The following is a 13,209-nucleotide window of genomic DNA, read 5'->3' as shown; positions in this document are numbered from 1 at the left end:
TTTTAGGCTACAGCCACGATGACATGCGCCTGAATTTTGGCGGCAACCTCGCCGCTGCCGTGTCTGTCTGCGATGACCGAGGTGGCGTAGTCGGTTGCGGCTTGCAGTTTTCCCGCCTCCCTGGCCTCGATTTCGTTGCGAAGCAGGGTTCCCTGGCAATAAGCCACGGCCGGAAGGCGCGGCGAGGATGCGCGGCTTTGTTCGACTCGCGTCTCGATCGTCACCTGGGAGAAGCCTGCGCCCGCCAGGTCTCTGCGGATCAGGTCCTTGTCGTGATACCCGTGCGGTGTGCGTGCCAGGAAGCGCGGCGGATCGTTCGGAAAAATCCTCGCCAGGGCATTCGTCACGTCATAGGCAAATATATTCTCCTCGATGCGGTCCCATACGCTGAACAGGAAGCGCCCTCCGGGTCTGAGCACGCGCTTTGCCTCGCGATAGGCAGCCGAGCGGTCGGGAAAGAACATCGCGCCGAACTGACAGCAAACGAGATCGAAGGCCGCATCCTCGAACGGCAGCGCCAGGGCATCCGCCTGGCGCCATGTGACGCGGCTGCCGGGGCCTTGCCGCGAAGCGGCATAGTCGAGCATCGGCTGATTGAGATCGGTCACGACATAGCTTGCGTCGGGGGACAGTTTTGGCGCCAGCGCGCGGGTGACGACCCCGGTGCCCGCGGCGGTCTCCAGGACGGCGCCGGGCGAGAAGGACGCTACCCGTTGCGCAAGATCGGCGGCATAGGGCTCGAAAATCAACGGCACCATGTGCCGGTCATAGTTTTCCGGGATCGAGCCGGCGAACACCTTGTCCGTTTCCAACATGCGATCGCCCGCTGTCCTTTTGCTGGTTGGCAAGACTAGCACATAGCTGTTTGTTTTGGCTCGTTTTCGACCGCGGGGCGTCCCACGGCATATGCGGTTATGCCGGCTACTGCGAACGCCGAGTCTATGGAACATTCCGGACCTATCGGAGTTCGATATGTATCCGGCTTTTGCCGCCAAGCCCGTGATGCGTTGTGATGTGGCCTGAGGCGGCGCTCGCCACGCCTCCGGGAGGCATTGCTATGGCCCACCATATGATCACCCACAATCCGCACAGCACGGCAAGTATTGCCGGCCATCCTGTCCATGCCATGCTGATACCGTTCCCGATTGCCTTCTTCGTCGCGACCTTCGTTTGCGACCTTGTGTTCTGGCGAACCGGCAATCCGGCCTGGGTCGCCCCTACGCTCTGGCTCCTCGGGGCAGGGTTGATCATGGCTGCGCTGGCCGCTCTTGCCGGTCTGACCGATATACTGGGTGATGCTCAGATCCGCAGTCTGCGGGACGTATGGCTTCACGCCGGCGGCAACGTCATTGTCGTCCTGATCGAGCTTTACAATTGGTACTTGCGATATACCCAGGCAGAGGCGGCGGTGGTGCCGGTCGGCCTGGTCCTGTCGCTGATCGTTGTCCTGATCCTCCTGTTCACCGGCTGGAAGGGTTGGGGAATGGTCTATCGGTATCATGTCGGCGTCGCCGACGGATCGGACGAAACACGCTGAACGCGCGACGCTTACCGGTGTTTGAAGCAAGGCTAGGCTGTCAGGAATTGCGTAAAAACAAATAGTTGAACCGGATGAGCGATTCAAAAGATGAACAGCTCAGGGCACCCCAGGCCAGCGGGGTGTCGGACGACGGGTTACGGGTCGGTTTGAAATTCGATCTTCCACTACGAAGGAATCGCCACGGCACTCCGAAGGATGTAAAATAGCTTGTCGTCCGCACCGAGCCGAGGCACACGGACGCTTGAAAGAGTAGATCACGCTTTCGCCCATCCAAGGGGGAGGAAAGCGTGATGGCTTTCACCAAACACAGCGGCATATTCACGCCGATCGAGTTGGAGCTTCTCTGGAGGGTATTCGATCAGTTGTGCAACGAGCGCCGTTTGGCCCTCAAAGACGGGGACCAAAGAGAACAGCTTGCCTGCGAAGTCATCGAAGCTTTCCAGAACGGTTTCACCGCCGAAGCGGAGTTGTGGCAGTCGCTTTCGAAGCGCCGTTCGGCCAGGGCGTGAAGCGACCTGATTTGACCAGCTCTATTGTTGATTTCGGCACGCGGCGAAACCTTCCTTCCTGCCGCCGGTTCGCCTCGCGTTCCCCGCCGACAGCGATGTCGCACCTCTACGCGGCACGCTTTTCCTGCCGCTTTTTTACCTCAATCCGTCTTTAGCTGGCGATCGTCCGAAAGGGCAAAACCTTCGCGTTTGCTTGACTCGGCCCGCAAAAACGGGCAGCAAAAGCGGGCGAGGGAGAGCATTTTTACCGTGGCGGAGACCATGGAGGGCTCTTTTTTCGTATGGACCGTCGCCACAATGGCGATTGGTGGAGGGATTGGTTAACCATCTTTGTCCATCTTTTGAATCAATCGGCAACAGACGCGTGAAGGTGCAGGGGGCACCAGGCGAACTGTGATCGTGACGGGTGCCAGGTCCGCAAACCGGCATGCCGATTGAGAGTGGTCGTATGGCGTTTTTGCGTTTGAAGAACCGGGGTGACACTCCTGAGAGGGGTTCAACTTCGAAGAAATCTGGTGGTCATCGTTGGGTTGTGGTGCCTGCTGTCGGCGCCGCGCTCGCCCTGTGGTCGGCGGCCACGCTGGCCGGCCTCTATTCGGTGAGCACCTCGCTTACCGCCGCTTCCAACGGATTGCCGCAGAGCCTGCTTGCGCCGCGCAACATTGCGCTCGCCGACCAGCGCCGCAAGGTCGCCAATGCCTGGGCGCCGCGCCTTGCCGCGACCGGCGGCTACAAGACGGGCTCGCTCACCGCCGGCTGCGATGCCGGCTGCCTCGGCCTCGCCACCAGCTTTGCGCACTCCACCCCGACCCCTACCGCCCTGGTGCATGACGGCAAGGCGGCGCGCCTGAAGCCGGCGGCGCCTGACAGCGTCGCGTTTGAAAAGCTCAGCGTTGCGCGTGAGAAGGCGGTGGAGGTAGCGTCCGCCGCGGACGTCGCCGACCGTTTCGACAGCGTCATCAAGCGCGCCGGGCTTTCGCCGCAGAAACTTGCCGATGCCTTCCAGCGCGCCGAAAGCGCGCCTTTCCTGCTTGCGAGCCTGCCGGCGGCAAGCCGCTTCGGCGGCGTGGCTGAGAACGACCCGGCCCGGATCGATCCGACCCAGATCGGCCCGACCTCAAGCGGCCCGGCCGAGACACGCTTCGGCTCAAATCAGGTCGACGTCCAGCGTGCCTCCGAGTTGGCGCTGGCTTTGGCCAATGTCATGCCCGAAGAGACGGTCGACGTGCCGACCGCGGTCGAGCTCGCCAACGGCGATGCGCCGGATCTGGCAGCCGGCGCCTCTGACGGTGCTGAAGTCTCGGGGCAAGCCGTCGCTCGCCAGGGTGAAGTGCAGGTCGCCTCGCTGCCGCCGCAGGATGGTTTGCCCGACAGCATCGCCGTGCCGGGCCTGAGGCCGCGCACCTCGCTCGATCGCGCGACCGAGACGCCCGAACAGAACGCCGCGAGGAATCCGGAGCCGGCCAAGCCGCAGGCAACCCAGGCGGCAAAGCCCCAAGCTGCCAAGCCGGGGCCAGGCAAGCCGCTACCCACTGCCGTCGATACCGCGGAAGCCCCGCAGTCACCGCGATCGCTGAGGAGTTCCGACCAGGCGCTTCCGGGCGTGCAGGACTCGAAACCGATCAATGCCGCGCCGGCCAAGCGTGGCAAGGCGCAGCCTTCCGAGATGCTCGCCTACGCCAAGCCGGACACGCCCGAACGCGGCGGCCTCGGCAGGGCCTTCGGGAGCTTGTTCAACGGGCCTTCGACGGGCAATGGCGTCGCCGTTTACGACATCTCTGCCGGGACGGTCTATATGCCGGACGGCTCGAAGCTGGAGGCGCATTCCGGGTTCGGCTCGATGGTCGACCAGCCACGCTTCGTCAACCGCAAGAATGTCGGCCCGACGCCGCCCGATACCTACAATCTGTCGATGCGTGAATCGCGCTTCCACGGCGTCGAGGCGATCCGGCTGACTCCGACCAGTGGCAAGAACAAATACGGCCGCGACGGCCTGCTCGCCCACACCTATATGCTGCGTGGCGGCCGCGCCGAATCCAATGGCTGTGTTGTCTTCAAGGACTACCACCGCTTCCTCGCCGCTTACAAGAAAGGCAAGATCAAGCGCCTCGTGGTCGTCCCGCGCCTGACCAGATCGCCCACCCAGGTCGCCCAGGAAGGGCGCCAGGGCTGATCCAGGATTTCACGACGTTTGGAATTGGCGGAAGCCTCCCCAACGTCGTCATCCTGGGGTCTGCGCCGCGTCGCTTCGCTCCTTGCTCTGCCCCAGGATGACGAAGCGATCGGCGTTTCGGCTAACCTCCAAGGCATGCGATACGCCAACGCAAACATACCCAACCGGTCAGAATTTATGTGCCAGGGAACTAAAGCATGTCTCCCGAAAGTGGGAACCGGTTTCGGGACAAAGACATGCGCAAAATCAAAAAACTAAAGCGCATCGAGCGAATCTGAAAGATCGCGACGCGCTTTAAGTCAACGCCGTCTCTTTCTGCCTTGGCCCGGATCATCGCCGCCGTCGGCGCGGCGAGCGTGATGAACCGTGCTTGCGGCGCGGCCGCAAAGCTCACCGCGAGCGACGCGAAGCGACGGCGACCTCGTAAAGCGCCGGTGGGAAACGTCGAAAATCGGCGGGATTGAGGGGACGGCAAACATATCGACCCCTCCCAGAAGGTAGATATGGCGCAACCCGGGCTTGCGGCAAGACTCCCACCATGCCGTATGTACCCTGCCCTTGATCTCGATTTTTGGACAAGGGAGTTCCCGAATGCGGATTTTGTTGTCGACCTACGGTTCGCGCGGCGACGTGGAGCCGGTGGTGGCGCTCGGCGAGCGGCTGCAGGCGCTCGGGGCCGAGGTGCAGGTGAGCGTCCCCGGTGATGAGGAATTTGCCACTCTATGCTCCCGCGCCGGCGTGGAGCTGGTGCTGGCCTTTGCGCCGGTGCGCGAATGGGTAAAGGAGATGATCAGGCGTTCGTCGGCCGCTTCGCCCGAGAGCCGGGCGAAGCTCATCTCCGGCCAGGCGGCCGAGATCGTCGCCAGGCAATACGATGCGCTCATGGCGGCCGCCGAAGGCTGCGATGCCGTGGTGGCGTGCGGCCTCCTCCCCTCCTGTGCCGCCGTGCGGCTGATCGCTGAGCAGCGGGGCATCCGCTACATCCTTGGCACCTTCTGTCCTGTCTGGCTGCCGTCGGCGCACAACCGGCCGCATGAATATCCGGGGCATCCGCTTCCAGCCGGCGTGACCGATAACAGAGCGCTCTGGGACCATGATATCGCGACCAAGAACGCGCTGTTTGGCGGCGCGATCAACGGCCTCCGCGCATCGCTCGGCTTGCATCCGTTGGACAATGTCCGCGATTATGTCTTCGGCGATCCTGTCCTGCTTGCCTGCGACCCGACGCTCGGGCCATGGCCGCCCTCGGACCTGATCGAAGCCATGCAGACCGGCGCCTGGATCTTGGCCGACGAACGGCCGCTCCCCGACGGGCTGGAAGTCTTCCTCGATGCCGGCTCGCCGCCGGTCTATGTCGGCTTCGGCTCCATTGCGGTCGCGAGCGAGGCCGGCCGTGCGGCCATCGAGGCGATCCGCGCTAGGGGGCGGCGCACGATTATCGCGCATGGCTGGGCCGAGCTCGGCCCGATCGACGATCGCGACGATTGCTTCGCCGTCGGCGATGTCAACCAGCAGGCGTTGTTCGGCCGCGTGGCCGCCGCCATGCACCATGGCGGCGCCGGCACGACCGCCGCCGCCGCGCGGGCAGGGGCGCCGCAGGTGGTGGTGCCGCAGATCGGTGACCAGCCCTATTGGGCGCGCAGGGTGGCCGAGCTCGGCATAGGTGCCGCACATGACGGCCCGACGCCGACTTTCGCGTCATTGTCGGTGGCGCTCGAAACGGCGCTGGCGCCCGAAACCGGCGTTCGCGCGAGAGCGCTCGCTCGCTTGATCCGCGCCGACGGCGCTGAAGTGGCGGCCAAATGGCTGGTCGATGTGTTGAGCCGACGGTGAATCTCACTGCGTCAGTTCCGCCAGCGCTCTTTGCAGCGGCGCCGGCGAGACCTGAATCGGGCCGGAGAAGGGCGCATCCATGTCGATGATCAGATAGACGGCGGCCGCCGCCAGCGCACCGGAGATGACAAACGTGCCGACGATGGTTGCGTTGCGCGGCGCCCGGAAGCCGAAACTGGCGAAGATCAGCGTCAGCCATGCGACGAGCAGGGCGATCAGCGGTGCGGGGATGGCGCCCTCGGACTGTTCGGCCAATATCCAGCGTTGCTCGATCAGCTTCTGGAGTTGCTGTGTCGCAGCCTGCTGTGCGGCGGTCTGCCTGGCATCCGCGGGCGTCAATCCCGCCAGGATATCGCCGACCTGATTGAGCAGCAGCTCCGACAGCCTGTTCGGGACGACCGTTGTGTCGCTGTCGGCGGTGGAGGTGTCGACGACGCGCTGGACATAGGCCGTGAGCGATTGCCGGGCCCCGTCCGCCTCCGGTCCGTATTGCCGGAGCGTTCGGTCAAGCAGGATGATATCGGTCGCGAAGGTGTGGACGTTGCTGTTGATGGCCTCGAATGTGTTCTTGGCCGAATTGATCATCAGGCCGAGCACCAGCGAGGACAACACCACGAACAGGTTGGCGGCAAGCCGCACCACGGCGCTGGTGTCGTCCTGGCGGTGGTGGGTCGGAAAATGCTCATAGACCATCAGGCTGACGATCGCGGCGCCAGTCAGACAGGCAAATATCCCTAACCCTATAAGTACCTCACCCATGGCCGATATTGCGCACGGCAAAGATCGCTTGCCAATTGGGTGTGCGAATTCGTCATCCTAGGGTCTGCGCTCCGCTTCGCGTCGCTCGGCCCTAGAATGACGACGCCCACAAGCGTTCACTGCATTGCGAAAACCGCTTCCAATGCCAGCGCAAGACGCTATCTATGGCGCGGGGCGGCTCCACCCTCATGATCATTACGAGGCTTTCAATGACAATACGCGCTGTCGTCTGGGGCGAGAACATCCATGAGCGGACCAACGAGGTGGTCGCCGGCATCTATCCGGAAGGCATGCACACCACCATCGCCAACGCGCTCAACGCCGACAAGGCGATCTCCGCCTCGACCGCGACGCTGGAGCAGCCGGAGCACGGCCTGCCGGAATCCCATCTCGCCGAGACCGACGTGCTGGTCTGGTGGGGTCACAAGGATCATGGCGCTGTCGCCGACGAAGTGGTCGAGCGTGTCGCCCGCCGGGTGTGGGAGGGCATGGGGCTGATCGTGCTTCACTCCGGCCATTTCTCGAAAATCTTCAAGCGGCTGATGGGCACGCCCTGCACGCTGAAATGGCGCGAGGCCGGCGAGCGCGAGCGGCTCTGGGTGACGAGCCCCAGCCATCCGATCGCCGAAGGCATCGGCGAGTTCTTCGAAATCGAATACGAGGAGATGTATGGCGAGCAGTTCGCCGTGCCGGAGCCGCTGGAGACGGTGTTCATCTCCTGGTTCCAGGGCGGCGAGGTATTCCGCTCGGGCCTCACCTACCGGCGCGGCGCCGGCAACGTCTTCTACTTCCGCCCTGGACACGAGACCTATCCGACCTATCACGACGCGACGGTGCAGAAGGTGCTGCGCAACGCGGTGAAGTGGGCGCATAACCCGCAAGGGGCGAAGCCGGCCATCCTCGCTGCGCCGAACGTGCCGGTCGACAAGGCGCTGGAGCCGATCGTCGAGCGCGGCGGCAAGCTGCACGCGCCGGGCGAAGCCGGCTTCCGCTAAGCGGTCTTCCGTCTGGGGTTGCGTAAAAATAGCACTTAGACCACAACCGCGTCATGTCATTGAATCGAACCAATTGGCTCGGAGAAACAAAATGCGGCTTTTGATACTTGGTACCGGCTGGATGGCGCAGGAACATGCCCGCCGCTTCAGCGCCATAGAAGGGGTCGACATCGTCGGCGCCGTCGATGTCGATCCGGCGCGCGTCGGCGAATATGCCGACGCCTACAAGATCCCGAAGCGCTTCACCTCGCTGGAGGCGGCGCTCGACTGGGGCGATTTCGACGCCGTCGCCAATGTCACGCCCGATCGCATTCACCACCCGACCACCATGGCGCTGATCGCCGCCGGCAAGCCGGTGCTGTGCGAAAAGCCGCTGGCCGAGAATTTCGGCAAGGCGAGCGAGATGGCCGATGCGGCGGAGGCCGCCGGCGTCGTCAACATGGTGAACCTCACCTACCGCAATGTGGCTGCGCTGCAGAAGGCGCGCCAGATGGTGCAGGCCGGCGAGATCGGCACGGTGCGCCATGTCGAGGCCTCCTATCTGCAAAGCTGGCTGGTGTCGAAATTCTGGGGCGACTGGCGCACCGATCCGAAATGGCTCTGGCGGCTGTCGCGCGGCCACGGCTCGAACGGCGTGCTGGGCGATGTCGGCATCCACATCCTCGATTTCGCCAGCTATGGCGCCGCGCTCGACATCGACCATGTCTTCTGCCGGCTGCGCGCCTTCGACAAGGCGCCGGAAAATCGCATCGGCGACTATCAGCTCGACGCCAATGACAGTTTCGCCATGACGCTCGACTTTGCCAACGGCGCCTTCGGCGTGGTGCATGCCAGCCGCTGGGCGACCGGTCACCTCAACGAGCTCAGGCTGCGCATCTATGGCGACAAGGGCGGCATCGAGGTTGTGCACAACCTTGATGGTTCGATGCTGAAGGCTTGCGTCAGCGAGAACGTCGAGAATGCCAAGTGGGAAGAGCTCGACGCCGGCACCGTGCCGACCAACTACCAGCGCTTCTTCGAGGCGGTGAAGAGCGGCGTCCAGACCGAGCCGAACTTCCGCCACGCGGCGGGCCTTCAGAAGGTGCTCGACCTCGCCGTGGTCTCGGACGGGAAGCGCGCCGAGCTGAGGGCCAACGCCGACACGCAGTGAGGTCGAAACTGCCAATCTCCCCCCTTGCGGGGGAGATTGGCTGACATCACGCCCTGCGATAAATCCCCACCGCCGCCGCGACCAACGCCGCATTCCCGTCGGCCACGCTTCCGTCCGGCAATTCCTTGCCATCCTCCAGCCCTACACGAGTCGAGAATTTTCTCCTCGCCGCCCGCTCGACGAAGGGCCACACCGTCGCGTTCTCGCCATGCAGCAGGATTGAGCGCCGGATGCCTTCGCGCTGCATCACCTTTTCGATGCCGTTGGCAACCGCGAAGGCCTCGTCCAGCGTCTGCTCGGAAATTTCGATCAGCACGCGCAGCACCCGCCCGCCATGGTCGAGGCTGGCCAGCCTGAGCGCATCGCCGATCGATGCAAGCCCGGCCTCGATGCCGACGCCGCGGTCGCGCAAGGTCCCCATCACTTCGGGTGCCGCCGCCTCGCTGAGGTTGACGGAGGCGTAGTCGGGCAGCTCGCGCCAGCTGGCGATGGCCGCCAGCGTGCGCCTGTCGTCCTTCTCGATCCAGGCGCCGGTGGAGACGCCGATCAGCGTGCCGGGGCAGGCGCGGCGCAGCGCCGCTACAGTTCGGTCCATCGCTTCCGGGGCGAGGCTTTCCTGACGGTCGGCGCCGCGCGCATGCACATGCAGCTCGGCCGCGCCCGCCGCGATCGAAGCCGCGCCGTCGCGCGCCATGGCGTCCGGGTCGAGCGGCAGGGCCGGATGGAAATCGGCGGGACGCGCGCCGTTGATGCAGGCCTGGACGATCATGTGGGGCAAATCCAGCTTCAGCCTGTGTTCATTCTAATTGCGAAGCCTTGAAAACGGAACGGGGCGGTCATTGCCGACTGAAGCAGGGCCTGCGGCGCACTGCACAGGGGTATTGCGGCGAAACGCTTGAGCGGGATGTAAGCATGATGTATACATATTGTCTATGAGTAAGCGACGCGAAACCGAGGCTTCTGTCTTGGGCGGTCATGCCGACGCAGCACAGGACATCGTCTACCGCTGGCTGAAGCAGCATGTGCTCACTTTGCCCAGCCAGGAAGGGACGTTCCTGACAGAGGCGGAGGTCTGCCGCGGCACGGGAACGTCGCGGACGCCTGTGCGCGAAGCGCTTTTGCGGCTCGAAGCCGACGGGTTGCTGCGGATCGTGCCCAAAAAGGGCGCCTATGTGCCCCCCATCACAGAGGCTGACATCGAAGCGGTCATGCAGGCGCGTGGCCTGGTCGAGGAGTGGTGCTCCCGCCGCGCCGCGAGTTTCGGCGAGATGCTTGCCGCCGAGCTGGACCGTCTGATTGCCGAGCAGGTGGAACTGCGGCAGGATCCGGTTGCCTTCATCGAATGCGACCGGGAATTTCATCGCACCATCGTGCGCGCGGCCGGCAACCCGGTGCTCGCCGATTTCTATGAGAGCTTGCGAGACCGCCAGTTGCGCATGGGTGTGCATGTAATGACCATTTCCGGCGGGCGAGGCGAGAGCGTTCTTGCCGAGCACGCCGCGATTGTTGAGGGAATACGCCGCGGCGACCCCGAACAGGCAGCCGCGGCAGTCGCCGAGCATCTAGCATGTACGTTGGTCGCGTTGCGGCTGCCGGTTTCGGCCGGATGGGCCGCCCGAGCGCAGGTGGCGACCGCAGGGCTTATCAACAGGAATAACGGCAGGCTGCGAGTGACTTGATCTGATGACTTGACGGACGGCGTCGAAAGGGGCGGGCGTGACCATCGAGCGGGAAACGGTTTTCGACTTGCATGCGTTCCGGCAGGCTCTGGGGCAGTTCCCGACCGGCGTGTGCGTGGTCACCTGCCTAGCCGATGGCGTACGGCTCGGCATGACCATGAGCTCGTTCAACTCGTTGTCGCTCGAACCGCCGCTCGTCCTCTTCAGCATCGATCGCAAGGCAGTCAGCCTGCCGCTTTGGGAGAGGGCCGACGGTTACGCGGTCAATATTCTCTCCGAAAACCAGAAGGACATTTCCAACCGCTTCGCGCGGTCGCTGTCCAACAAATGGGTGGGTGTGCGCTTCGAGCAGGCCGGCTCCGGCGCCCCGTTGCTGCCCGGCGCCGCGGCGTTGTTCGATTGCGAGCCATGGGCCAGGCATGAAGCCGGCGACCATGTCCTGTTCATCGCGAGGGTCAGGCAGTTCCGGTCTTTCGGTGACCGCCGGCCACTGGTTTTCAGCAAGGGACGTTACGCGGCGCTGCAGCCGGGCGAGACTTTGGCGCCGCTCTGGCCACTCGACATCCATTATTGACTTCTTGGCACGATTGGAGGGCAAGATGATCAAGACCGGCGCGCAGCATATCGAGATGCTAAGGGACGGCAGGCAGGTCTACGTCAACGGGCAGGCGGTCGGCGACGTCACCGTCCATCCAGCCTTCCGCCGGACCATCCGGTCGGTGGGCTCCCTTTACGATTTCCAGGCACGGCCCGACAACCGGGAACTGATGACATTCGAGGTTCCCGAGGGCGGCGGCCGTGCCAATCGCATCTGGCAGCTGCCGCGCAGCCATGCTGAGCTTGTCGAGCGGCGTAGGGCGCTGGAAGCCTGGACGGAGCTTCACTACGGCTTTCTCGGCCGCGCCCCCGACCACGTTGCTTCCTGCATTTGCGGCATGTTCATGGGCATCGAAGTTTTCGAAGCCTACGACAAGGTCCGCGCCGGCGCGCTTTCCGAATATTACCGCTTCGCCAGGGACAATGAACTCTACCTCACTTATGCCATCCTCAATCCGCAGGCGGATCGTTCGAAGCCGGCGAGCGAACAGCAGGATCGCTTCCTCACTGCGGGCGTCGTCGACCAGGATGCAGGCGGCCTGACCATCCGCGGCGCCAAGATGCTGGCGACGGGCGGCATCATGGCGAACGAGGTGTTGATCACATGCATCCAGCCATTGCGTGAAGGCGACGAACCCTATGCGGTCTCCTTCGCGGTGCCGATGAATGCCGGCGGGCTGGAGATCCTGTCACGAAAGTCCTATGAGGAAAGCGCTGTCAACGTCTTCGACAATCCGCTCGCCAGCCGCTTCGACGAGAACGACGCGGTGCTTTACTTCGACGATGTGAAAGTTCCCTGGGACCGCGTGGCTAATCGAAAAGACGCAGCGGTCGCCGGTCACCTCGTCAGAGGGGCGGGTAAAGTTCTTCAAGCTGGCCTGGGATGCGGTCGGCTCGGAATTCGCCTCGCGCCACACCCAGTACGAAATGTTCTATGCTGGCGCCAGCTTCGTCACCAAGGGGCACAGCTTCCGCACCTTCGACTGGGACCGCTGCACGCAGCTCGTCGACCACATGCTGGACAGCTACTCCCTGGATGATGGAGCCGGTCGCGGCGCCTTGGATGCTGCTTGAGGTTCGCCGTGCCTATCCACAAGGAACACAAGGAATTCCACGCTGTCGAAATGGCGGGCGAGGATTGGCATAGGCCGCCCGGCTATCCGCCCGGCATCGAACAGAAGATTCTCGCCGGCTACCTCGATGAAGCAGGCAAGACGGGCAGCCGGACGCGGCTGCTCCGGTTCCTGCCTGGCGCCTTCACCTCGGTGCCGTTTGTGCACGAATACTGGGAAGAGGTTTATCTGCTTTCCGGCGATCTCATCGTCGGCGCGGCGTCACCCAAAGAGCCGGCGCAGAGTTTTGCTCCCAACACCTATGCCTGCCGTCCACCAGGTGTCTATCATGGCCCCTTTCGATCGCAGACGGGATGCCTTTTGCTGGAGCTTCACTACTACGAGACGTGATGCCGATTGTCGTTTTTGCAGGGTGCGTGAGGTAGCGCCGCTGAAAGCTCCTCAGGCCAGATGCTCCGCGCGCAGTTTCTCTTTCATCCGCGCCAGTGCCGGCTCGCCCCCGGCCGCGAGCTCCCTGGCGATCCGGGCGAGATCACCGTCCGCCCTACGATATTTGCTCCCCCAGGCGCCCTGCGTCGCAAGCACCGGCAGAAGGTCGATGCCGGCCTCAGTCAGCCGGTAGATCGCCTTCAGCCCGTGAGATGGATCTTCGCTGCGGGTGAGGATGCCTTCGTCCTGTAGCGTCTGCAGCCGTTCGGCCAGTGTGCGCGACGAGATGCCTTCGTCCGACTGCAGGAACTCGCGAAAATGCCTTTTCCCGGCGAAGACCATGTCGCGGATGATGAGCAGCGTCCAGCGGTCACCGATGAGCTCGAGCGAGAGGCTGATCGGGCAGCCGGATCTTTCCCTGGTCGACATGGATTTATGGTTCCATTTTTAAATCACTTTACTATTGACACCA

At 63.6% G+C, this 13,209-nt stretch carries 15 protein-coding genes and 1 pseudogene; 11 read left to right on the top strand and 5 right to left on the bottom strand.

From position 1 onward, the window contains the following. Positions 1–2 precede the first annotated feature (2 nt). Positions 3–815, bottom strand: coding sequence for a class I SAM-dependent methyltransferase (locus ABID26_RS01130; RefSeq protein ID WP_292302487.1), 813 nt, complete (start codon positions 813–815; stop codon positions 3–5). 242 nt (positions 816–1,057) lie between these two features. Here ABID26_RS01130 and ABID26_RS01125 point away from each other — a divergent pair, with 242 nt between their 5' ends. From ABID26_RS01125 to ABID26_RS01115, 3 genes are all read left to right on the top strand, one after another. Then, positions 1,058–1,537 carry a DUF2231 domain-containing protein gene (locus ABID26_RS01125; protein ID WP_245460023.1) on the top strand — a complete coding sequence of 160 codons (480 nt, stop codon included), beginning with the start codon at positions 1,058–1,060 and terminating at the stop codon, positions 1,535–1,537. Between the two features lie 290 nt (positions 1,538–1,827). Further along, complete coding sequence (locus ABID26_RS01120) at positions 1,828–2,049, top strand: RNA-binding protein (RefSeq protein ID WP_435528532.1); 222 nt, start codon at positions 1,828–1,830, stop codon at positions 2,047–2,049. 535 nt (positions 2,050–2,584) lie between these two features. Continuing rightward, the gene (locus tag ABID26_RS01115) at positions 2,585–4,222 is read left to right on the top strand and encodes a tlde1 domain-containing protein (RefSeq protein ID WP_354413361.1); all 1,638 of its coding nucleotides are present in this window, start codon (positions 2,585–2,587) and stop codon (positions 4,220–4,222) included. A gap of 190 nt (positions 4,223–4,412) precedes the next feature. Here the strand turns inward: ABID26_RS01115 and ABID26_RS01110 are convergent, their stop codons facing one another. Then, complete coding sequence (locus ABID26_RS01110; protein ID WP_126101001.1) at positions 4,413–4,616, bottom strand: hypothetical protein; 204 nt, start codon at positions 4,614–4,616, stop codon at positions 4,413–4,415. Between the two features lie 197 nt (positions 4,617–4,813). Here ABID26_RS01110 and ABID26_RS01105 point away from each other — a divergent pair, with 197 nt between their 5' ends. Next, positions 4,814–6,055 carry a glycosyltransferase gene (locus ABID26_RS01105; RefSeq protein WP_354413359.1) on the top strand — a complete coding sequence of 414 codons (1,242 nt, stop codon included), beginning with the start codon at positions 4,814–4,816 and terminating at the stop codon, positions 6,053–6,055. Between the two features lie 3 nt (positions 6,056–6,058). Here the strand turns inward: ABID26_RS01105 and ABID26_RS01100 are convergent, their stop codons facing one another. Beyond that, a complete protein-coding gene (locus ABID26_RS01100; protein WP_354413356.1) occupies positions 6,059–6,814 on the bottom strand; it encodes a bestrophin-like domain in 756 nt (251 codons plus the stop codon). A 209-nt stretch (positions 6,815–7,023) separates the two neighbouring features. Between ABID26_RS01100 and ABID26_RS01095 the strand changes: the two genes are divergently transcribed. Next, the gene (locus tag ABID26_RS01095; RefSeq protein ID WP_354413354.1) at positions 7,024–7,809 is read left to right on the top strand and encodes a ThuA domain-containing protein; all 786 of its coding nucleotides are present in this window, start codon (positions 7,024–7,026) and stop codon (positions 7,807–7,809) included. A 91-nt stretch (positions 7,810–7,900) separates the two neighbouring features. Then, positions 7,901–8,959 carry a Gfo/Idh/MocA family protein gene (locus tag ABID26_RS01090; protein ID WP_292375069.1) on the top strand — a complete coding sequence of 353 codons (1,059 nt, stop codon included), beginning with the start codon at positions 7,901–7,903 and terminating at the stop codon, positions 8,957–8,959. Between the two features lie 46 nt (positions 8,960–9,005). Here the strand turns inward: ABID26_RS01090 and ABID26_RS01085 are convergent, their stop codons facing one another. Beyond that, complete coding sequence (locus tag ABID26_RS01085; protein WP_292375071.1) at positions 9,006–9,728, bottom strand: 3-keto-5-aminohexanoate cleavage protein; 723 nt, start codon at positions 9,726–9,728, stop codon at positions 9,006–9,008. Between the two features lie 196 nt (positions 9,729–9,924). Between ABID26_RS01085 and ABID26_RS01080 the strand changes: the two genes are divergently transcribed. From ABID26_RS01080 to ABID26_RS01060, 5 genes and pseudogenes are all read left to right on the top strand, one after another. Next, positions 9,925–10,638 carry a GntR family transcriptional regulator gene (locus ABID26_RS01080; RefSeq protein WP_292302498.1) on the top strand — a complete coding sequence of 238 codons (714 nt, stop codon included), beginning with the start codon at positions 9,925–9,927 and terminating at the stop codon, positions 10,636–10,638. A 37-nt stretch (positions 10,639–10,675) separates the two neighbouring features. Then, positions 10,676–11,212, top strand: coding sequence for a flavin reductase family protein (locus ABID26_RS01075; RefSeq protein WP_292375073.1), 537 nt, complete (start codon positions 10,676–10,678; stop codon positions 11,210–11,212). A gap of 25 nt (positions 11,213–11,237) precedes the next feature. Then, a pseudogene (locus ABID26_RS01070) lies at positions 11,238–11,984 on the top strand (4-hydroxyphenylacetate 3-hydroxylase N-terminal domain-containing protein); the annotation flags it as partial. Between the two features lie 64 nt (positions 11,985–12,048). Continuing rightward, positions 12,049–12,309, top strand: coding sequence for a 4-hydroxyphenylacetate 3-hydroxylase C-terminal domain-containing protein (locus ABID26_RS01065; protein ID WP_354414213.1), 261 nt, complete (start codon positions 12,049–12,051; stop codon positions 12,307–12,309). A gap of 8 nt (positions 12,310–12,317) precedes the next feature. Beyond that, positions 12,318–12,698 (top strand): cupin domain-containing protein, encoded by a 381-nt coding sequence (locus ABID26_RS01060; RefSeq protein ID WP_126100994.1) that lies wholly within the window; start codon positions 12,318–12,320, stop codon positions 12,696–12,698. A gap of 51 nt (positions 12,699–12,749) precedes the next feature. On the opposite strand, the gene ABID26_RS01055 is transcribed toward ABID26_RS01060, so the two are convergent. Next, the gene (locus ABID26_RS01055) at positions 12,750–13,166 is read right to left on the bottom strand and encodes a winged helix-turn-helix transcriptional regulator (protein ID WP_354413348.1); all 417 of its coding nucleotides are present in this window, start codon (positions 13,164–13,166) and stop codon (positions 12,750–12,752) included. Between the last annotated feature and the right edge of the window lie 43 nt (positions 13,167–13,209).

The sequence above is a fragment of the Mesorhizobium shonense genome (genome assembly GCF_040545255.1).
Classification (GTDB): domain Bacteria; phylum Pseudomonadota; class Alphaproteobacteria; order Rhizobiales; family Rhizobiaceae; genus Mesorhizobium; species Mesorhizobium shonense.
Note: the sequence above shows the minus strand (reverse complement) of the source record. Positions and strands in the feature narration are given on the sequence as shown.